This is a genomic window from Promicromonospora sp. NPDC050880 (assembly GCF_044456525.1).
In the GTDB taxonomy this organism is placed as follows: Bacteria; Actinomycetota; Actinomycetes; order Actinomycetales; family Cellulomonadaceae; genus Promicromonospora.
In genome coordinates this window covers 212348-230805 of record NZ_JBITFV010000006.1, presented here as the reverse complement: position 1 = coordinate 230805, position 18458 = coordinate 212348, and the positions used below count along the sequence as shown (strand labels likewise).

The window sequence follows — 18458 nt, the reverse complement described above, 5'->3', positions numbered from 1 at the left end:
CCGTGAACGGGCTGGAGAGCGCTGCCCGGACCTTGAACGACACCGGCGCCCTGGGTGCCGCTGACCAGGCCTGGGGACTGCACGACCGCACCCGGGACCTGCACACCGAGATCAGTCGCGCGGCACGCGTCGCGCACCGGGCCGAGCGGCCCGAGTTCTACGACCACACCGGCCGGTGGGTCGGACGCCAGGACGGGAAGGGGCAGGACTGATGGCACTGGATGAGACGACCCGGCAGGTCAACAAGCGCGCGATCGATGCGTTGGAGGAGGCCGATCACCGGCTGCGCGAAGCGACCTCGGAAGTCAACCTCGCGATGAGTCCCCTGGAGGGCCTGTCCCGGTACACGAACGCGCACGACCCGGCCCTGGAGAACCTGCGGGGCCTGGTCGGCAAGGTCCGCGACGTGCAGGAGGACGTGGCACGGCGGCTGCTCGCGGAGAGCGAGGGCGAGTGATGTCCACGCTATTCGAACGGCTCACCAAGCCCAAGGCCCGCCGCATGGCCGAGGACGCGTTGCACCTGTCCGCCCGTGCCGCCGCCCAGCTCGACACCGCCCGCACCACAGAGGCGGGGTTCAGCCCGCAGGTCATGGACCTGCTGTCCCGGGCCACCACCGCGACCAGTGACCTGGACGCGGCCGTACGCCGGGAACTGACCGACCTGGCCGAAGGGCGGCAGTGATGTTCGCCCGCACCCGGGACCCCCGGCAGGAGGCCGCCCGGGTGGCGCTGGGCCGGATGGACTCGGCCGCCGAGTGCCTGCACACCCTGCGCACCAACCCGGTCCTATCCCCCGCGCTGACCGCTCAGGCCACCGAGACCTTCCGCCTCGTGGTCGAGCTGCTGGAGACCGCCACCACCGAGAACAGCAACCGCACAGACAGGGAGAACCGCTGATGTTCGGACGACGACGGCAGATCACGAAGAAGGACTACCCGGACCTGCTGATGGAGATGGCCCGGGACCTGGAGAACGTCCGGGTCATGGTCGGGCGGATGAACGACTGGGCTGACCAGATCGATCAGGGCGACCTGGCCGATGGCCTGTACGAGGCGGGCCAGTCGCTCAAGGACGCGCAGGGCGACGCCGAGCGTGCCGCCCGCAAGGTCGCTGACGAGTTGGAGAAGGAGGCACGGGACCGATGAACACACTGGCCACGGGCGGCATCCGTACCGCCTGGAACACCAAGATCACCAAGGTCCGTGCCCGGCTGCGTGCCGCCACCGTCGAGCGTCCCGGCTGGGCTGGTCGCGCCTGGCGGATTGCCGCGTGGTTCGCCTACCGGGCATGGATGTTCGCCCGTGGCCTGTTCACCTGGGCAGGCAAGCACCCCCTCCTGGTGATCCTGGGTGTCCTGCTCGCGCTGGCGTGGTGGGGCGTCCTGACCCTGGCGGACCTGCCCGGGGACCGGATCACCGGCCCCGTGCTCCTGCTGGTCGTGTTCCTGTCCCCCGGGCTGGTCATGGGCCTGTGGGCCATGCTGACCCCGCGCCGCTACCTGCTGGTCCAGTACGCGTGGAAGGTCCGCGACGCCTGGCCCAAGGTCGCCACCTCCTGCGGCCTGTCCGCGCACCGCCCCGACGGCACCACGGTCATCTCCAAGTTGGTGCATGTGCGCCGGGTGCCGGGTGCGGTGGTGCTGCGGATCGAGACGTTCACCGGCCAGACCCCCGACGACCTGTACCGCGCTGCTCCGGCGATCACCACGGCGCTTCGGGCGCACGGGTTCGAGCCCTCCCGGGTCAAGCCCGGTGTCCTGGACCTCGCGCTGTTCACCACCGCCACCATCGCCCCCGCCGTCGCCGCCATGCCCGGCATCGAGAACGCCACCCCGGACAACGTCCCGGTGGGCCGCTCCCGCGCCGGACTGCCCGCCACGGTCCAGATCCGGGGACAACACACCCTCGTGGTGGGTGCCACGGGCGCCGGTAAGGGCTCGGCCCTGTGGTCGGTCGTGGGCAACCTCGCCCCCGCCGTCCCCTCCGGGCTGGTGCAGTTCTGGGGCCTGGACCTCAAGGGCGGCATCGAACTGGAGATGGGCAAGAGACTGTTCGCCCGCCTCGCGTACAACGCCGAAGACGCCGTCCCGGTCCTGCGTGAGCTGCTGACCGTGATCGAGTCCCGCAAGGCGACCATGCGCGGCATTTCCCGCCTGCACGTCCCGGCCCCCGGGGACCCGCTGCACGTCCTGGTGATCGATGAACTCGCTGACCTCATGGCGTATGCGGAGTTCGACGTGCGGCGGGAGGCCGACCGGCTCATGTCCAAGATCCTGACCCAGGGCCGGGCCCTCGGTGTGGTGGTCGTCTCCTGTGTGCAGAACCCCCGACAGGAGGCCGTGGGGCAGCGCAACCTCTACCCCCAGAAGATCGCCCTGCGCCTGGACTCCGACATCGAGTCGGACATGGTCCTGGGACCGCAGGCACGCCTGGCTCCCGCCCACGAGATTGCCCCGACGGAGCCGGGTACGGCCTACCTCGTGGGTGAGGACGGGATGCCGTCCCTGATCCGGTTCGACTACTGGGCCGATGACCTGATCCGCCACGTCGCAGCCACCTACCCCGCACCCGCCCCAGCCGCCCCGGTGGCTCCGGCTCCTCGTGACGGGATGGACGCGGCCAACGCCTGGGCGCGCGCCCGTGGCCACCTCGCTGTCGTCGAGGACGACGCGCCCGCCGAGGCTCCGGCGCCTCGCCCGCGCAAGCCTCGGTCCCCCCGCAAGCCCCGCGCACCCCGGGCACCCCGTGCCCCGCGTGCTGCCCGTCCGGCCGCTGAGGCCGCTACCAGTGAGGAGGCATGACCATGAACCGCACCGCTCGTGCTGCTGGGCCTGTGGCCCGGATCGCGGCCGACTCCCGGCCCGTCCTGATCGTCACCGTCATCACCACCGCCGCCGTCGCGCTGGCGTCGTTCGCGCTGTCGTTCGCGTCGCTGCGGGACGCTGCCCTGTGGGGTCGGGTGCCCGAGGGGCTCGCGTTCCTCGTCCCCGTCGTGATCGACGCGTCCGTGCTCGTCTACGGCCTGGTTGCCCTCGTGCTCCGCGCCCGGGGACGCTCCTCCGCCTGGGCCTGGACGCTGATGCTCCTGTTCACCGTCGTGTCCATCGGCGCCAACGCCGCCCACGCCTACGACGTCGGCCCCGAGCTGCGCACCATCGTCGGCGTCGTCCTCGTGGCCCTCGCACCCCTGTCCGTGCTCACCTCGACCCACGCCCTGGCCTCCCTCGTGGTCACCGACGAGCCCGCCCCGGCCGCCGAGCCGGTGCCTGAGTCCGTTGCTGTCCCTGCTCCGGTCGAGCTCGACCCCGAGCCGGTCACGGTCCCTGAGGTTTTGCCGGCCGAATCGCCTACCCCGGTCCTTGAGACCGCTCCGGCCCCCGCTCCGGCTCCGGCTTCATCTCCTACGGTGGCTCGGCGTCCGCGTCTGGCCCGGGTCCGCCCGATCACGCAGGACGCCCTGGACCTGCCCGGCCTGACCGTGGGGGCTGAGGCATGATCCCGGCCACGTCGTGGATGCTCGGCGCCCTGTGCGCCCGCCCGGTCCTGCGGGACCTGCCCTGGACCGTCGAGGACACCTCCCCGGCTGACCGTGCCCGCATGGCCCGGGTGTGTGCCGCCTGCCCGGTCCTGGCCGCGTGTGAGGTCTCCACCATCACGACGGAGACCACGGCTGGTTTCTGGGCCGGTCGCGACCTCACGGTGTGGCCTGAGTCGTCTGCCCGGGTCGCGGTGCAGGACACCCTGCCCGGCCTCGAACTGACCGACCAGGCCGCAGCATGAGCGAGGCACTGACGTTCCCTGGGTTCGGGGAGCACGCACCACTGGATGTGGCTCCGGGCGTTCTGGGGTTCGCTACCCAGGCCGCCCGGGGCCGCACCTTCCGCACCGCCCTGGACACCTTCGCTGACACCGCGGCGTCGGTGGGGTACTGCTCGCACCCGATCAAGCTCAACGGGTCCTCCATGACCATCGACACCACCACTGGTGAGGTCGTCAGCGAGTACCACTCGGCCGACGCACCCATGGGCCAGCTCTACCGGCCCTGCGGCAACCGTCGTGCCGACATCTGCCCCGCCTGCTCCCGCGTGTATGCCCGCGACACGTTCGCGATGATCCGATCCGGCCTCCTGGGCGGCAAGACCGTGCCCGAGTCGGTGAAGGACGCACCCCTGGTATTCGCGACCCTGACCGCCCCCTCGTTCGGGCACGTCCACGGCATCCGCAAGAAGGACGGGCACAAGACCGGTGGGATCTGCCGCCCCTTCGACCGGGCCAAGACCTGCCCCCACGGCCGGTCCAAGTCCTGCATGCGTATCCACACCGAGAACGACCCCCACGTCGGTGCACCCCTGTGCTGGGACTGCTACGACTGGGACACCGCCATCGTCTGGCAGTGGCACGCCCCCGAACTCTGGCGACGCTTCACCATCGCCCTCCGCCGCGCCCTCGCCAGCTATCTCGGCCTCACGGACACCGAGCTCAAGTCGGTGGTGTCGGTGCAGTACGCCAAGGTCGCTGAGTACCAGGCACGCGGGTCCGTCCACTTCCACGCCCTGATCCGGCTGGACGGCCCCGACGGTCCCGGGTCCATGGCTCCGGTCGACGGGGACACACTGGAAGAACTGATCGTGTCCGCTGCGCTGGGTGTGGAGTACACCGCTGCCCCGGTCGATGGTGCCGACGTGCCGCGCAACCTGGCCTTCGGGGTCCAGGTCGATACGCGGATCGTGAGCACTGGCCTACCGGGCAGCATCACCGACGAAGCCCACTCCACCGACACCCTGACCCCGGAACAGGTCGCCGGGTACCTGGCCAAGTACGCCACCAAGTCCACCGACGTCGACCCCGCCGCGCCCCGCGCGCACCTGGCCCGCCTGATCCGGCAGTGCCGCCGCCTGGCCGACCGCGCCGCCACCGCCTGCCGCCCCGACGGGTACGAACCCGAAGAGGACGAAGACGGGTGCGTCTGCGGGACCTGCATCGACTCGCCCTACCGGCTGCTGGCCAAGTGGGCACACATGCTCGGCTTCCGGGGCCACTTCTCCAGCAAGTCACGCCGCTACTCCGTCACCCTCGGCCGCCTGCGCACCGCCCGGGCCCGGTACGCCCGCCTGGCTGCCGCTGCCGAGAGGGCCGGGGAACCGCTGGACGTGGCCGACCTGGAACGCCGCCTGCTTGCCGACGACGAAGAAACCACCCTCGTCGTCGAGGGCTCCTGGTCCTACGCCGGAACCGGCTGGGCCACCACCGGCGAAAAGGAGCTCGCCGAGGCTGCCGCAGCTCGCGCCCGCGAATACGCCCAGTGGAAGGCAGGACAGAAGGCTCCACGTGAAACACGACGGTGAGGGGGAAGCGATGGACGAGTACATGACGACTGAGGAAGTGGCGGCCTGGTTGAAGGTCGCGCCGTCCACGGTGTGCCGGTGGCGAATGGCTGGGAAGGGTCCGCGCGTGACGTGGCTGTCCCCGTCGCTGCCGCGCTACCGCCGTGACCACGTGATGGTCTGGCTGGAGGCGGTGGCGGCGTGAGCATCACCAAGACTGCGAAGGGGCGCTTCCGCGCCCAGTTGAAGAACGGCCGACAGTTCGTCGGGTCGCGCACGTTCGACACCAAGACCGAGGCCAAGAACTGGCTTGCCCGGGAACGAGCTGCACTCGACGGCGGCATCGATCCCCGCGCAGGCAAGGAACGTCTCCGGCTCGTGCTGGACCGGTGGCTGGCCGTTCGCAAGATCACCGTGGCGAAGAAGACCTACACGGCAGACCTGGACCTGCGTCGGCTGATCCCCACCAGCATGCAGAACGTGCACCTGTCGTCGGTCACTGACCGCGAGGTTGCCCGGTCCTTCGAGACGCTCCTTGCCAGCGGGCTCGCTGACTCCTCCGTGGTCCGGTACCGGGCAAGCCTGTCGGTGTTCTTCGCCTGGTGTGTGCGTGAGCGGCTGATCGGGAAGAACCCGGTGACGGGGGTCAAGGTGCCGAAGGGTTCGGACGAGGTGGACGAGATGGATCCGTTCACTGAGAACGGGTTGGAGGCCGCGTACCTGACCTGGCGGATGAAGGACGCCCGCCTGGCGGACATCCTGCTCGTGATGGGCTGGACGGGTCTGCGCTGGGGCGAGATGCGCTCCATGCAGGTGGCGAACTTCGTTGAGGTCCCCACGCCGGGTCTGATGGTCCGTCGCAGCCAGCCGGAAGGGTCGCCGGTCAAGGCCACCAAGGGCCGGTCGATGCGCCGGGTCCCGCTCGCTGACCGGGTGCTGTCCATCGTGCAGGACCTGGCGGACGGTCGGGCTCCGCATGATCTGCTGTTCACGACGGAGGGCGGGTCGCAGCTCTGGCGCACGGCAACGGTGCGCGCTCTGTCCTGGGAGACAACCGGTCAGGGGCGGCGGCTGCACGACCTGCGGCACACCGCCGCGTGCCTCTGGCTGTCCCGTGGCGTCGAGCCGGGAACGGTCCAGGCGTGGTGCGGGCACGAGTCCATCGCGACCACGAACCGGTACCTGCACTTCCTCGGCACCGACGCCGACAAGGCCGGTCTGAACAGGCTGAACAACGACCCGGGGAGCGCGGGGGGTGCGCGAGATGACCGTAGCCACGCCTGAGACGCGAGAAACCCCGCCTCACCTTGGCGCATATGGCCTGGTGGGACGGGGTTTCCTGAGGGGAGCCGCCTGTGGGAATCGAACCCACGACCTTCTCATTACGAGTGAGACGCTCTGCCGACTGAGCTAAGGCGGCGCTGACACCACGCACCGGCCACGACCGGATGGGTGAGCGGCCCTAACTGTACCCAATGCACGACCCAGGTTCCAAAGCGAAACCGTGTGACGTGCTCGATCCGCCCGAACAGCGCCCGGTCGGGGTCAGCAGGTGAGCCCGTCCTCGGGCACGGTGCCCTCCACCAGGTAGTCCTCGACGGCCCCGGCCACGCACGTGTTCGACCGCCCGTAGGCCGTGTGGCCCTCGCCCTCGTAGGTGACCAGGACGCCCGAGGAGAGCGTCTTCGCCAGCGACTCGGCCCAGCGGTACGGCGTGGCCGGGTCGTTGGTGGTGCCGATCACGAGGATCGGCGGTGCGCCCTTGGCGGCCGGGTCGAACTCCTGCTCCGCCGCCGGGTACGGCCAGTCGGTGCACTCGATGCCCGAGTAGCCGAACGACTCGCCCAGCGTCGGGGCCGCCTCCTGGATCTGGGTGGCGAGCTGCTGCATCGTGCCCATGTCCTCTTCGGCGCGGGCGTCGGCGCAGTTGATCGCGCGGAACGCCTCCTCGCTGTTGGACTTGAAGGTGCCGTCCTCGTTCCGGTCGTTGTAGACGTCCGCGAGGTAGAGCAGGTCGTCGCCCGTGCCCTCCCACAGGACCTCCTGCAGGGCCTGGGTCAGGAACGACCAGGACGCCTCGTCGTACATCGTGACCGCCACGCCGTAGAAGGCGAGCTTCTTGGTCACGGGCCGCCCCGACGACGTCGGGATGGGGTTGGGCTCGGCGTCCTCGACGATCGCCTGGATCTGCTGGAGGCCGCTGGTGACGTCGCCGGTGAGCGGACAGTCGTCGCCCGCCTGGCAGTCGGTCACGTAGGCGCGCAGCGCGCTCTCGAACCCCTCGGCCTGCTGGAGGGCCACCTCGTCCGAGCTCAGCGTCGGGTCGAGCGCGCCGTCCAGCACCAGGCGGCCGGAACGGTCCGGGAACAACCCGGCGTAGGTGGCGCCGAGCTGGGTGCCGTAGGAGAAGCCGAGGTAGTGGAGCTCGTCGTCGCCGAGGGCGGCCCGGAGCATGTCCATGTCACGAGCTGCCGACTGCGTGTCCACGTTGCCGAGCAGCGGGCCCGTGTTCTCGGCGCAGGCCTGGCCCCAGGCCCGGACGGAGTCCTGGCGGGCCGCCAGCCCGGCCGGCGTGTACGGGTAGTCGGTGCTGAGGAACTCGTCCTTGCCCGCGTCGTCGTAGCACTTCACCGGCGTCGACTGCCCCACCCCGCGCGGGTCGAAGCCGACGATGTCGAACGACGAGCGCAGCGACTGGCCGAACCGCGCCGGGTCCCCCACGAAGTCCACGCCGGAGCCGCCGGGCCCGCCCGGGTTGACCAGCAGCGAGCCCACCTTCTGCCCCTCGGCGGGGATGCGCTTGAGGGCGATCTCGATGCTGCCCGACCCGGCGTCGTGCCAGGAGAGCGGTGCGGACGCCGTCGCGCACTGGAAGCCCTCGCCGCACTCGGTCCACTCGAGCGACTGACCGTAGTAGTCCTCGAAACCTTCGGGCGCGCCCTCCGTCGCCGAGCCGTCCGACCGGCCCACGTCCTCCAGCGCGGTCTGCACCTTCGGCGGCGCGCCGCAGGCAGCGAGGAGAAGAGCTGTGGTGAGCAACGTGGCGACGACGGCCGCAGGCTGACGACGGCGGGCGGGGCGAATCACCCGAACAACCTATCGGTAGTGCTGGGTAGATTTCTTACCCGTCGGCGAACCGACACGCGACCCTCACGACTCGAGCCACGCGACCGGTCCGGGCTCTCCCGCCGCAGGTCGCGGCATCAGCTCGACCTTGCCCTTGTCACCCAGCATGACCGGGATCTCCTCGCCGGTGTCCGCCTCGGCCGGCACCTGGACCACCGTCGTGGTGGGCACGAAGTCCATGGTGCAGATGCCGTCCTCCGCCGGCACGAGCTGCACCGACAGCACGCCGTCGGCGGCAGCCACGGCGTCGGACTTGGCGCCCGCGCCGAAGGTCGCCTCCGGCTCGGCGAGGGTGGGGCACGAGCTGGACCCGTTGGTCACGACGTACAGCAGGCCCTCCTCCGGCGACCAGGCCACCCCGACGGTCGAGTCGGTGCTGCCCTCCAGCCCCGGCGGCAGGCCACGGCCGGACGTCCCCGGCGTGGTGTCCATCTCGGCCGCGTCGGGGAGGGTGCCCCCGCCGTCGCTCTCCGAGGGGCTCGGACTGGGCGTGTCACTCTCCTGGGGCGTCTCGGACGCGCTCGCGTCGGAGGTGCTCCCGCCGGCCCCGCCGACGTCGGACTGCGCGCACCCGGACAGGGTGAGCGCCGCCGTCATCCCGAGGCCGAGAACGGCCACCAGGGCTCGTGTGGTGCTCCCCGCCGTGCCACCGGACCACTGCATCCGCCTGATCGTCATGCCCAGATCCTTCCACTCGCCACTGAGACTCGCTGGTCGGGGCTGTGCCCCCACCCTCCTCGTGTGGCGACGGCCGCACTCCTTGCACGTGCGGTCGGATGCGTCCGGTGGTCAGCGGCTCACACGCGCGCCGTCGAGAAGCGCAGCTTCTCCGGGGTGGCGTCCGCGGGCGTCTTGCGGAGGAAGGCCCGGCGGTGGACGGAGAAGGCGTTGCGGTCGTCGAAGAAGTCGCGCGCCATCTCGGCCAGCTCGATGGTCTGGTAGTACGACAGCGGGCGGTCCGTGGCCCGGCGCTCCGCGCGCGCGGCGAGCATCCAGCCGAGCGTCGCGGGCTCCTCGTAGCCCTGGGCGGCCGAGGCCAGCCAGGAGTTGAACTCGCCCCACTCCCGCGGCCCGACCGCGCTGATCAGCCCGATGCGGGCCGCCTCCGCCACCGAGATCGGCAGCTTGCGGTTCAGCAGCAGCGAGGCGCGGTGCTCGCCCACCCGTGCCGGGACGCTCCAGGAGTGCAGCTCCGACCCGTAGATCCCCATGTCGTAGTAGGGGTTCAGGACGACGCCCTCGCGGGCGAGAGTGACGTCGGCGCACAGGCCCGCCATCACGCCGCCCGCGCCCGCGTTGGCCGTGAACGCCGCCACCGTGAGCTGCTCCGCGGTCGCGATGGCGAGGCACAGCTCGTCGATGGCGCAGATGTTGTCCCAGGCCTCGGCGGCCGGGTCGGGCGACGCGTCGACCGTGCCGAGGTGGATCCCGTTGGAGAACGCGTGCTCGGTGCCCTTGATCACCAGCACCCGGGTGTCCTCGGTGAGGGCCTTCTCCACGGCGCTCGTCAGGCGACGGCACTGCTCGGTGTACATCGCCCCGTTGTAGGAGCGGATCGTCAGGTACCCGACGGCGCCGTCGCGCACGTAGGTGGTCTCCGCCAGGGCGTCGGGGACGCGGCGGAAGGGCGCGTGGCTCGCGTCGATGACCTGCGCGGCCGGGAGCTTCGGGCCGCGACGGCCGCTCAGCTCGGCGGCGTACCCGACCCAGAGCGTGCCCACGCCGCAGGCGATCGCCACGGCGTCGAGGTTGCGGCCCACCACGGTGCCGGGCTGGGCGCCGGTGTGCTCGGGCGAGGCGACGGCGTCGAACACGCAGACCGAGCGGCCGTTCACGGTCGCGGGGGCGCCGGGGGCGCCGTCGGCCGCGGCCACGAGGCGTTCCAGCTCGGTCGCGGGGCGGTTCCAGTCCACGCGGAAGTCCTCGCGGCGCAGCAGGGGCAGCTCACCGTCGACCGGCACGATCCGCAGGCAGGCCTCCGCCGGGATGGGCCGCTCGCCGTCGGCGACCTTGCGGACCACCTCGCCGATACAGGCCATGGCCGCGTCCGCGACGCGGCTGTTGTAGAGCGCGCTCTTGGTGATGGGCTCGTCCGGCATGTCGAAGACGGCGGTGGCCCACACGGGACCCGCGTCCAGCTCCTCGACCGCCGACAGCGCGGTGACGCCCCACCGGTCGCGGCCGTCCCGGATCGCGTGGTCCAGGGACGACGGGCCGCGGTCACCCACCGGGCCCGGGTGCACGATGACGGTCGGCCACCGGTCGTAGATCGTGTCGGGCACCCGGTGCTTGAGGAACGGGCACAGGATCAGGTCCGGGTCGGCCCGCTCGACGGCGCGCGTCATGGCGGCGCCCGACTCGAAGGTCGGGGCGAGCTCGACGCCCACGTCGTGGCCCTGTTCCCGCAGGGAGCACCACACCCGCTGGGTAAGACCGTTGAAGGCAGAAACCAGCAGGAGGATCCTCATCGGACGGTGGACTCCTTGTCGCACGGAAAGGCTCTGGGGGCGCCCCGCACTCTAACCAGGGACGGCAATCAGGACAATGCGCCTCGGTGGTTCGGCGTCACCCGCGCCAAATCTTCACAGGACCACGGGTCATCCCTGCGGGCGCAGCGCGATCGCCATCGCCTCCAGCGCGAGGAGCGGCGCCACGTTGCCGCCCAGACGCGTGCGGGCCACGCCGATCGCGTCCATGCGCCGCACGGTCTGCTCCGGGGTGGAGTCGGCGGCCAGGGAGCGCACCGTCTCGGCGAGCTCGGCGTTGACCAGCTCGACGTCCGCGCCGAGCTGGACCACCAGCACGTCGCGGTACAGGGACAGCAGGTCGACCATCGCCCGGTCGAGCACGTCGCGCTGGTGCCGCGTGGCGCGCCGCTTCTGGTCGTCCTCGAGCTGCTTGAGCTGCGAGCGCAGGCGCGGAGGCAGCGTCTCGCCGTCGGCCACGCCCAGGGTGCGCAGCAGCTCGGCCTTCTCGGCGGCGTCGCGCTCCTGGGTGGCCGAGGTGGCCTCCGCCTTGGCCACGTCGACGAGCTCGCCCGCGGCGAGCACGGCATCGCCGACGCCCCGGATGCGGCGCGCGATGCTCAGGACGGCCGTGCGCCGCTCGCGCGCGCCGGCGTCACGGGCCAGGCGCTTGGCGAGCCCGACGTGGCTCTGCGCGGCGCGGGCGGCGCTCAGCGCGGTCGCCGGGTCGGCGCCGTCCCGGCGGACCAGCAGGTCGGCCACGGCCTGCGGCGGCGGCACGCGCAGCACCACGCCGCGGCACCGCGAGCGGATGGTCGGCAGCACGTCCTGGACCGACGGCGCGCACAGCACCCACACCGTGTGCGGCGGCGGCTCCTCGATGGTCTTCAGCAGCACGTTGGTGGTGCGCTCGGCCATGCGGTCGGCGTCCTCGATGATGATCACGCGCCACCGGCCGCCGGACGGTGACCGCGACGCCGTCATGATGAGGTCGCGCACCTCGTCGATCGTGATGACCACCTTCTCGGTGGCCAGCAACGTCACGTCGGGATGGGTGCCCGCCATGGTGGTGGTGCAGGCCTGGCAGACGCCGCACCCGCCCTGCGGGCACTGGAGGGCTGCGGCGAAGGCGCGCGCGGCGACCGACCGGCCCGAGCCCGGCGGCCCCGTCACCAGCCACGCGTGCGTCATCGCGGCGGGGTTGGCCACGGCGCCCTGGAGCGTGGCCACGGCGGTCTCCTGCCCGACGACGTCGTCCCACACCGTCATGACGCGCCCTCGCCGTCACGGTCCCCGGAGGGATCCTCGCTGCCCAGGCCGTGGATGCCGGTGGCCTCGACGACGACCGGCGTGAGCCCCAGCCGGGCCGCGACGTCCACGCGGATCTGCGCCTGGATGTCGTCGATCGACGCGGCCGCGTCGATGACCACCCAGTGGTCCGGGTCGGCCGCCGCGCGCTGGAGGAAGGTGTCCCGGACGCGCGTGTGGAACTCCAGGCCCGCACGCTCCAGCCGGTCCAGCGCACCCTTGCCCTCGGCGGCGGCCCGCCGCTCGGCGGCCGCCCCGGGTTCGAGGTCCAGCAGCACCGTGACGTCCGGGCGCAGGCCGCGGGTGGCCCACAGCGAGATGTGTTCCACCTCGTGGCCGGGCAGGTCCCGCCCGCCCGACTGGTACGCCACCGACGAGTCGATGTAGCGGTCGGTGATCACGACCCCGCCGCGCTCCAGCGCGGGCCGTACCACGGTGTCGACGTGGTGGGCGCGGTCGGCCGCGTAGATGAGCGCCTCGGCGCGCGGCCCCATGTCCTGCCCGTGCATGACGGCGGCCCGCAGCTCCTGGCCGAGCGCGGTGCCTCCGGGCTCGCGCGTCAGCACGACCTCACGGCCGGTCAGGCCGGCCAGCCAGTCGCCGAGGAGGCGGGACTGGGTCGACTTGCCGACACCCTCGCCGCCCTCGAAGGAGATGAAGTAGCCCGGTGCGTTCACGCCGCAACACTAACCGCGGCCACCGACATCGACCTGCCGCGGCCGCGGGTCAGCGGCGCAGCCGGCGACCGGTCACGTGCGAGGGCGTGATCCGCACCCACGTGTCCCGGGTCTCCTCCAGATAGCTGACGAGGTTGGTGGCCTCGGCGGACGCAATGTCGGCGTCCGTCTCGAGGATCTCCGCCGTGCCCTTGACCACCACGCTGTACGCGATCTCGGGACCCCACTGGTCCACCTCGAAGGCCACCTTCCCGTTGATCGCCACCTCGGCGACCTTGGTGCCCGGGATCGTGTGGAAGTACAGGTTCCGGTCCGCGACGGCGAAGTTCAGCGGGAAGATCTCCGGCTCGCCGCCCACCGCGGTGGCCAGGCGGCCGATGGGCTGCATGGCGAGGAACTCCCAGCACTCGTCCTCGGTCATCGGTGTGATGCTCTGGTTGTCGGCGTCCATGCACTCATCGTGCGCCCGCCACGGCGGCCACGCCCGCCGTCGTGGGGGGGGGGGGGGGGGGGGGGGGGGGGCGGGGGGCGGGCGGGGGGGGGGGGGGGGGGGGGGGGGGGGGGGGGGGGGGGGGGGGGGGGGGGGGGGGGGGGGGGGGGGGGGGGGGCCCCCGCGGGGGGCCCCCCCCCCGCGCGGGGGGGCCCCCCCGCCCCGACCTCGTGGTCGGGAAGGTGCAAACTGCCGACCTGGCGACTGCTCAGCACTCGGAGCTTGCGCCCGGAGTTGGCGCCTGGGCCTGCCGCCTGGAGCCGCCAGGCGAACAGACGCCCGGAACTGACGCACCAATCTGCCGCCCGGGCCGATCACCCGCAAAATCCCGTGCCCGGCACCGTGTGCTCGCCTAGCGTGACCGTATGTCCACGAGCACGTCCGCCCCCTCAGCCGTCCCCGACCCGGTGTCCGAGCCCGCGTCCGCCCCGATCGCGGAGCGTGCCGCCGCGCCGGCGACGCTCGCGATCCCGACGGCCGGCAACCTGACCTGGCGTCCCGCCACCCGTGAGGACGCACCCGCGTGGCTCCTGCTGCGCAACCACATCGCCCGGGCCGACGCCGAGCCGTACGTCGAGACCCTGGAGGAGATCGAGGAGCTGTTCGACGGCGCGTGGCGCGACATGGCCGCCGACTCCCTGCTCGGGTTCTCCACCTCGCCCGCGGACGACGGCGCGCTCGTCGCCTGGGCGCAGGTCGAGTGCCCGCCGGGCGACGTCACGGAGGTGCGTGCCTTCACCTGGGGCGGGGTGCACCCGGACCGGCGCGGCGAGGGCATCGGCCGGGAGCTGCTGGCCTGGGCGATCGGGCGCGGGCGGCAGAAGCTCGCGGCGTCGGGCAAGGACGTGCCCGCGCGCATCGCGGTCTTCGCGGAGGACGACGCGCCGGCGTCCAAGCACCGTCTCTACGAGCGCGCCGGCATGACCCCGCGCCGCTACTACTCCGATCTGGCTCGCCCGCTGACCGGCCCGGACGCGGCGCCCGTCCCGGAGGTCGCGCTGGACGGGACGCTGCGGCTCGTCCCGTGGTCGGCGGAGCTCGACGAGGCCACCCGACTGGCGCACAACGACGCCTTCCGTGACCACTGGGGCAGCCAGCCCCAGACGCCGGGGCAGTGGGCGCAGCGCGCCGGCTTCGCGCCCGACTGGTCGTTCGTCGTGGTCGACGAAGCGCCCGACGTCGACGCCCTGCTCGCCTCGCCCGACACCGACGACGCCACCGCTGCCGCCCTGCGTGCCGGCGAGCCGCTGGTGGTGGGCTACCAGCTCGCGGGCCGGTACCCCGAGGACTTCGCCGTGCGCGGGTACTCGTTCGGGTACACGGACATCCTCGGCGCCCGGCGCGCGTACCGGGGCCGCCGGATCGCCCTCGCGGCGCTGGCCGCGGGCATGCGGGCGTTCGCGTCGGACGGTATGCAGTACGCGGCGCTCGACGTCGACACGGCCAACCCGAGCGGCGCGCACGGCCTGTACGCGAGCCTGGGGTACGTGAAGACCACGGGCTCGCGGATGCTGTCGATCGAGCTCTGAGCCCGTCCGGCGTCAGCGCGCCAGGCGCTGGCGCCGGGCCTCGTACAGCACCACGGTGGCGGCGTTGGCCGCGTTGAGCGAGCTGGCCGAGCCCGTCATCGGGATGCTCAGCGTCACGTCGGCGGCGTCCAGCCACGCGCGGGTCAGGCCAGCGGTCTCGCTACCCACCAGCAGCAGCACCGGCTGCGTGAGGTCGAACGCGGACACGTCGGCGTCGCCGTGCTCGTCCGTGGCGGCCACCACGACGGGCAGCCCGGCGGCGCGCCGCGCCTCGACCCACGCCATGACCTCGGCCGTCGACGGCGCGCGCACCACCGGGGTGGCGAAGAACGACCCGGTGGTGGCTCGCACCGCCTTGGGGTCGTAGGCGTCGGCGGCGTGCCCCGTGGTGATCAGGCCGTGCGCGCCGAACGCGTCGGCCGAGCGGACGATCGCGCCGATGTTGCCCGGCTGGGTGGGCCGGTCGAACACGACACCCAGGAAGTCCGGGGCGGCCGGGATCCGGTCCAGGTCGTCGGGCCGCATCGCCACCACGGCCAGCAGCTCCGCCTCGGCCTTCTCGGCCAGCTCGGCCAGCAGGTCGGGGGCCATCCGCACGTGCTCGACGTCCGGGTGCGCCGCGAGCAGGTCCCGGGCCCACTGCGAGAGCCGGCGGTCGCCGTCGTACAGCAGGGCCCGGATCTCCCAGCCGTGCTCGACCGCCATGGTGAGCGGGCGCACGCCCTGCACCAGGAACTCCCCGGCGCGGTGCCGCTTGGTGCGGTTGGTCAGGAGGGTCTGGAGCTGCTGGAAGCGCGCGTTGCGCGAGGAGATGCGGGTGGCCACGCCCCATCCAAACATCCCTAGCGGCTCAGCAGCCTCTCCATGGCGGCCCGGGCGGGCTCCGAGGCGAACAGCGCGGCCGAGGTGGCGACGGCGTCGTCGACGTGACGGTCGAAGCGGGCCAGCGCGTCGGCGTTGAGCAGGGCCTTGGTCGCGGCCAGACCCTGGGGGTCGCCCGCCGCGAGGCCGGCGAGCACGTCGGCGACCTCCGCGTCGAGCCGGTCGGCCGGGACGGCGCTCGTGACCAGCCCGTGCCTGGCGGCCTCGGCGGCCGGGAACGGCGCGCCGGACAGGAACGTGCGCGACGCCGCACGCGGCGTCATCCGCGGCAGCACCGCCAGCGAGATGACCGACGGCGCGAGCCCGAGCCGGGCCTCGGTGAACGCGTAGGTGACGGCGTCGGTGCTGATCGCCACGTCGCACGCGGCGACCAGCCCGATGCCGCCGGCCCGCACCGGGCCGTGCACGCGGGCCACGACAGGACGCGGCAGGGCGAGGAGTGCGCGCAGCACGTCGGCCAGCCGCCGGGCGGCCGACGCCATGCCGTCGGCCAGCGCCTCGGTCAGGTCGGCGCCGGAGCAGAACGCGGGCCCGTTCGCGGCCAGGACGACGGCGCGGACGTCGTCGTGCGCGGCGCGGTCCAGGGCCGCGCCGAGCTGGTCGAGCAGCGCGGCGGACAGTGCGTTGCGGCGGGGCCCGTCGAGGGTGATCCGGGCGTACGACGCCGCGGGGCCGCCGGTCGTCCGGACGTCGGCGACCTCGTAGGTGACGAGGGTCTGGGTGGGCATCGGGGAATCCTCCTGCGGGCCGTGCGTGGGTCCGTGCGCTGATCCGTGCGCGTCGAGTATGGCGTACTGGGGTTAATGGTGGTTAACCTCTGTGACATGCGCAACATGCATCCACCAGAGAACCCGGAGCACACCAAGCTCCGGGACGCGGTCCGGGACTTCGCCGACCGCGAGATCGCGCCCCACATCGCCCGATGGGACAGGGACAACCGTCTGCCCGTCGAGGCGGTGCACCAGATGGGGGAGCTGGGCCTGTTCGGCCTGACTGCCCCGGAGGAGTACGGAGGGTCCGACCTCGGGCTCACCGGCCTCGCCATCGCCGTCGAGGAGATCGGCCGCGTGGACCAGTCCGTCGGCATCACGCTCGGGGCCGGCGTCGGCCTCGGCGTCGGCACGCTGCTGGCCTACGGGACCGACGAGCAGAAGGAGACCTGGCTGCCCGACCTCGTGGCGGGCCGCACGCTCGGCGCGTTCGGCCTCACCGAACCGGGCGCGGGCAGCGACGCCAACGCCATGGCCACCACCGCCGAGCTGTCCGGCGGCGAGTGGGTGATCAACGGCGCCAAGCAGTTCATCACCAACTCCGGCACGCCCGTCACCAGCGTCTGCACCGTCGCGGCGCGCACCGGCACCACACCGGACGGCAGCCCCGAGCTCAGCGCCATCGTCGTGCCGACCGACACCCCGGGGTACGTCGTCGAACCCCTGCACGACAAGATGAGCTGGCGCGCCTGCGACACCCACCCGCTGCGCTTCGAGGACGTGCGCGTGCCCGAGGCCAACCTGCTGGGGCAGCGCGGCAACGGGTTCAAGCAGCTCATGACCTGCCTCAACACCGGGCGCGTGGCCGTGGCGGCGCTCGCGACCGGCTGCATCCAGGCGATGCTGGAGCTCACCGTCGAGCACGCCGGCGTGCGTCCCACGTTCGGCGGGCCGATCGGCCGCAAGCAGGGGGTCGCGTTCCAGATCGCCGACATCGAGGTCATGCTCCAGGCGAGCCGGGCCCTCACCTTCCGGGCGGCGGCGCTGAAGGACTCCGGCGCCCCGCTGGACGAGTTCCGCCGGGCGTCCTCGGTCGCCAAGCTCTACGCCACGGAGTCGGCGGTGACGGCCACGCGCATCGCGGCGCAGGTCTTCGGCGGCTACGGCGTCATGGAGGACGGCCCGATCGCCCGCTTCTACCGCGACGCGAAGGTCCTGGAGATCGGCGAGGGCACGTCAGAGCTCCAACGCATGCTCATCGCAAGAGGCCTGGGCCTCCCGGTCGAATGACCCGCTGAGTGCTGGGTATCCGTTGTCTCGGGACGGATCGAGGCAACGGATGCCCGGCACTCAACGATCGCCGGACAGGGCGGAGAAGGCCATGTTCGTCAGGAGGGCGTGCATCGTCCCGCGGCCGATGCGGGCGCTGTGCGGGGTCGAGTTCAGGAGGCCGAACGCCGCCTGGACCGCGGCGCGGGCCTCCGGCGCGGACAGGTCCGGGCGCAGGGGGCGCAGCGCGTCGGTCCAGACGTCGATGTAGGCGAGCTGGTGCTTGCGCACCTGCGCGCGGGCCTCGGTGCCCAGCGCGCCCCACTCGCGCTCCTGGATCACGATGAGCGCGGGGTTGTCGAGCGCGAAGTCCGCGTGCCGCGCGATCAGGGCGCGCAGGGCCCCTTCGGGTCCCGCACCCGCCGGTGCGCCGACGTCGGACAGCAGCTCCCGTGCGCCCGCCAGGAGCTGGTCCGAGGCGTGCAGCAGGCACTGGCCGAGGATGTCCTCCTTGCCCGCGAAGTGCTTGTACAGGGCCGGACCGGAGACGCCGACGGCTGCGCCGATGTCTCCCATGGAGACGCCGTGGAAGCCGCGGGCCGCGAACAGGTCGGCCGCCGTGCTCAGGATCTGCTGCCTGCGCGGGGTCACGGGAAGCAGTCTAGGAGCGCGGGCGC

22 protein-coding genes and 1 tRNA gene are annotated in these 18458 nt (G+C 72.5%); 13 read left to right on the top strand and 10 right to left on the bottom strand.

Going from position 1 to position 18458, the window contains the following annotated elements:
* Positions 1–2: 2 nt before the first annotated feature.
* From ACIBBF_RS13310 to ACIBBF_RS13260, 11 genes are read left to right on the top strand one after another with little or no spacing between them, the layout of a single operon-like run.
* Positions 3–212 carry a hypothetical protein gene (locus ACIBBF_RS13310; protein WP_397413830.1) on the top strand — a complete coding sequence of 70 codons (210 nt, stop codon included), beginning with the start codon at positions 3–5 and terminating at the stop codon, positions 210–212.
* Positions 212–457: a hypothetical protein gene (locus ACIBBF_RS13305; protein WP_397413828.1), complete on the top strand. Its 246-nt coding sequence runs from the start codon at positions 212–214 to the stop codon at positions 455–457. Before ACIBBF_RS13310 ends, ACIBBF_RS13305 begins: the two co-directional genes overlap by 1 nt.
* Positions 457–684 carry a hypothetical protein gene (locus tag ACIBBF_RS13300; protein ID WP_397413826.1) on the top strand — a complete coding sequence of 76 codons (228 nt, stop codon included), beginning with the start codon at positions 457–459 and terminating at the stop codon, positions 682–684. Before ACIBBF_RS13305 ends, ACIBBF_RS13300 begins: the two co-directional genes overlap by 1 nt.
* Positions 684–899: a hypothetical protein gene (locus ACIBBF_RS13295; protein ID WP_397413824.1), complete on the top strand. Its 216-nt coding sequence runs from the start codon at positions 684–686 to the stop codon at positions 897–899. The genes ACIBBF_RS13300 and ACIBBF_RS13295 overlap by 1 nt, the downstream gene beginning before the upstream one ends.
* On the top strand, positions 899–1147 hold the full coding sequence (locus ACIBBF_RS13290) for a hypothetical protein (protein ID WP_397413822.1): 249 nt from the start codon (positions 899–901) through the stop codon (positions 1145–1147). Before ACIBBF_RS13295 ends, ACIBBF_RS13290 begins: the two co-directional genes overlap by 1 nt.
* Positions 1144–2802 carry an FtsK/SpoIIIE domain-containing protein gene (locus tag ACIBBF_RS13285; protein WP_397413820.1) on the top strand — a complete coding sequence of 553 codons (1659 nt, stop codon included), beginning with the start codon at positions 1144–1146 and terminating at the stop codon, positions 2800–2802. Before ACIBBF_RS13290 ends, ACIBBF_RS13285 begins: the two co-directional genes overlap by 4 nt.
* Positions 2803–2804: 2 nt before the next feature.
* The gene (locus tag ACIBBF_RS13280; protein WP_397413817.1) at positions 2805–3497 is read left to right on the top strand and encodes a DUF2637 domain-containing protein; all 693 of its coding nucleotides are present in this window, start codon (positions 2805–2807) and stop codon (positions 3495–3497) included.
* The gene (locus tag ACIBBF_RS13275) at positions 3494–3781 is read left to right on the top strand and encodes a WhiB family transcriptional regulator (RefSeq protein WP_397413815.1); all 288 of its coding nucleotides are present in this window, start codon (positions 3494–3496) and stop codon (positions 3779–3781) included. Before ACIBBF_RS13280 ends, ACIBBF_RS13275 begins: the two co-directional genes overlap by 4 nt.
* Positions 3778–5346 carry a replication initiator gene (locus tag ACIBBF_RS13270; RefSeq protein WP_397413812.1) on the top strand — a complete coding sequence of 523 codons (1569 nt, stop codon included), beginning with the start codon at positions 3778–3780 and terminating at the stop codon, positions 5344–5346. The genes ACIBBF_RS13275 and ACIBBF_RS13270 overlap by 4 nt, the downstream gene beginning before the upstream one ends.
* Positions 5347–5356: 10 nt before the next feature.
* Positions 5357–5530 carry a helix-turn-helix transcriptional regulator gene (locus ACIBBF_RS13265; RefSeq protein WP_397413810.1) on the top strand — a complete coding sequence of 58 codons (174 nt, stop codon included), beginning with the start codon at positions 5357–5359 and terminating at the stop codon, positions 5528–5530.
* Positions 5527–6609 (top strand): tyrosine-type recombinase/integrase, encoded by a 1083-nt coding sequence (locus tag ACIBBF_RS13260; protein WP_397413808.1) that lies wholly within the window; start codon positions 5527–5529, stop codon positions 6607–6609. Before ACIBBF_RS13265 ends, ACIBBF_RS13260 begins: the two co-directional genes overlap by 4 nt.
* A gap of 63 nt (positions 6610–6672) precedes the next feature.
* On the opposite strand, the gene ACIBBF_RS13255 is transcribed toward ACIBBF_RS13260, so the two are convergent.
* The 7 genes from ACIBBF_RS13255 to ACIBBF_RS13225 form a co-directional block, all read right to left on the bottom strand.
* Positions 6673–6745: transfer RNA gene (locus ACIBBF_RS13255), tRNA-Thr, on the bottom strand.
* A gap of 125 nt (positions 6746–6870) precedes the next feature.
* Positions 6871–8412: an alpha/beta hydrolase gene (locus ACIBBF_RS13250; protein ID WP_397413806.1), complete on the bottom strand. Its 1542-nt coding sequence runs from the start codon at positions 8410–8412 to the stop codon at positions 6871–6873.
* A gap of 63 nt (positions 8413–8475) precedes the next feature.
* Positions 8476–9129, bottom strand: coding sequence for a hypothetical protein (locus ACIBBF_RS13245; RefSeq protein ID WP_397413803.1), 654 nt, complete (start codon positions 9127–9129; stop codon positions 8476–8478).
* 119 nt (positions 9130–9248) lie between these two features.
* Positions 9249–10919, bottom strand: coding sequence for an enoyl-CoA hydratase-related protein (locus ACIBBF_RS13240; RefSeq protein ID WP_397413800.1), 1671 nt, complete (start codon positions 10917–10919; stop codon positions 9249–9251).
* A 129-nt stretch (positions 10920–11048) separates the two neighbouring features.
* Complete coding sequence (locus ACIBBF_RS13235; protein WP_397413798.1) at positions 11049–12185, bottom strand: DNA polymerase III subunit delta'; 1137 nt, start codon at positions 12183–12185, stop codon at positions 11049–11051.
* A complete protein-coding gene (tmk, locus tag ACIBBF_RS13230) occupies positions 12182–12901 on the bottom strand; it encodes a dTMP kinase (protein ID WP_397413796.1) in 720 nt (239 codons plus the stop codon). The genes ACIBBF_RS13235 and tmk overlap by 4 nt, the downstream gene beginning before the upstream one ends.
* 49 nt (positions 12902–12950) lie before the next feature.
* Positions 12951–13352, bottom strand: a complete 402-nt coding sequence (locus tag ACIBBF_RS13225; protein ID WP_397413794.1) for a pyridoxamine 5'-phosphate oxidase family protein — start codon at positions 13350–13352, stop codon at positions 12951–12953.
* A gap of 404 nt (positions 13353–13756) precedes the next feature.
* On the opposite strand from ACIBBF_RS13225, the gene ACIBBF_RS13220 reads away from it, so the two are divergent.
* A complete protein-coding gene (locus ACIBBF_RS13220) occupies positions 13757–14920 on the top strand; it encodes a GNAT family N-acetyltransferase (RefSeq protein ID WP_397413792.1) in 1164 nt (387 codons plus the stop codon).
* A 12-nt stretch (positions 14921–14932) separates the two neighbouring features.
* Here the strand turns inward: ACIBBF_RS13220 and ACIBBF_RS13215 are convergent, their stop codons facing one another.
* Both ACIBBF_RS13215 and ACIBBF_RS13210 read right to left on the bottom strand, forming a co-directional pair.
* Positions 14933–15745, bottom strand: a complete 813-nt coding sequence (locus ACIBBF_RS13215) for a TrmH family RNA methyltransferase (RefSeq protein WP_397413790.1) — start codon at positions 15743–15745, stop codon at positions 14933–14935.
* Between the two features lie 17 nt (positions 15746–15762).
* The gene (locus ACIBBF_RS13210; protein ID WP_397413788.1) at positions 15763–16530 is read right to left on the bottom strand and encodes an enoyl-CoA hydratase-related protein; all 768 of its coding nucleotides are present in this window, start codon (positions 16528–16530) and stop codon (positions 15763–15765) included.
* Positions 16531–16626: 96 nt separating this feature from the next.
* Between ACIBBF_RS13210 and ACIBBF_RS13205 the strand changes: the two genes are divergently transcribed.
* On the top strand, positions 16627–17802 hold the full coding sequence (locus ACIBBF_RS13205) for an acyl-CoA dehydrogenase family protein (protein ID WP_397413786.1): 1176 nt from the start codon (positions 16627–16629) through the stop codon (positions 17800–17802).
* 60 nt (positions 17803–17862) lie between these two features.
* Here ACIBBF_RS13205 and ACIBBF_RS13200 read toward each other — a convergent pair whose 3' ends face one another.
* Positions 17863–18432, bottom strand: coding sequence for a TetR/AcrR family transcriptional regulator (locus tag ACIBBF_RS13200; RefSeq protein ID WP_397413784.1), 570 nt, complete (start codon positions 18430–18432; stop codon positions 17863–17865).
* Positions 18433–18458: the final 26 nt, after the last annotated feature.

Excerpts from the sequence above, each read along its gene's own strand:
- ACIBBF_RS13245 (WP_397413803.1), bottom strand. The coding sequence starts at position 9,129 with ATGACGATCAGGCGGATGCAGTGGTCCGGTGGCACGGCGGGGAGCACC.
- ACIBBF_RS13240 (WP_397413800.1), bottom strand. The coding sequence starts at position 10,919 with ATGAGGATCCTCCTGCTGGTTTCTGCCTTCAACGGTCTTACCCAGCGG.
- ACIBBF_RS13270 (WP_397413812.1), top strand. The coding sequence starts at position 3,778 with ATGAGCGAGGCACTGACGTTCCCTGGGTTCGGGGAGCACGCACCACTG.
- ACIBBF_RS13285 (WP_397413820.1), top strand. The coding sequence starts at position 1,144 with ATGAACACACTGGCCACGGGCGGCATCCGTACCGCCTGGAACACCAAG.
- ACIBBF_RS13265 (WP_397413810.1), top strand. The coding sequence starts at position 5,357 with ATGGACGAGTACATGACGACTGAGGAAGTGGCGGCCTGGTTGAAGGTC.
- ACIBBF_RS13295 (WP_397413824.1), top strand. The coding sequence starts at position 684 with ATGTTCGCCCGCACCCGGGACCCCCGGCAGGAGGCCGCCCGGGTGGCG.
- ACIBBF_RS13210 (WP_397413788.1), bottom strand. The coding sequence starts at position 16,530 with ATGCCCACCCAGACCCTCGTCACCTACGAGGTCGCCGACGTCCGGACG.
- ACIBBF_RS13225 (WP_397413794.1), bottom strand. The coding sequence starts at position 13,352 with ATGGACGCCGACAACCAGAGCATCACACCGATGACCGAGGACGAGTGC.
- ACIBBF_RS13205 (WP_397413786.1), top strand. The coding sequence starts at position 16,627 with ATGCGCAACATGCATCCACCAGAGAACCCGGAGCACACCAAGCTCCGG.
- ACIBBF_RS13235 (WP_397413798.1), bottom strand. The coding sequence starts at position 12,185 with ATGACGGTGTGGGACGACGTCGTCGGGCAGGAGACCGCCGTGGCCACG.
- ACIBBF_RS13300 (WP_397413826.1), top strand. The coding sequence starts at position 457 with ATGTCCACGCTATTCGAACGGCTCACCAAGCCCAAGGCCCGCCGCATG.
- ACIBBF_RS13290 (WP_397413822.1), top strand. The coding sequence starts at position 899 with ATGTTCGGACGACGACGGCAGATCACGAAGAAGGACTACCCGGACCTG.
- ACIBBF_RS13275 (WP_397413815.1), top strand. The coding sequence starts at position 3,494 with ATGATCCCGGCCACGTCGTGGATGCTCGGCGCCCTGTGCGCCCGCCCG.
- ACIBBF_RS13305 (WP_397413828.1), top strand. The coding sequence starts at position 212 with ATGGCACTGGATGAGACGACCCGGCAGGTCAACAAGCGCGCGATCGAT.
- ACIBBF_RS13280 (WP_397413817.1), top strand. The coding sequence starts at position 2,805 with ATGAACCGCACCGCTCGTGCTGCTGGGCCTGTGGCCCGGATCGCGGCC.
- ACIBBF_RS13220 (WP_397413792.1), top strand. The coding sequence starts at position 13,757 with ATGTCCACGAGCACGTCCGCCCCCTCAGCCGTCCCCGACCCGGTGTCC.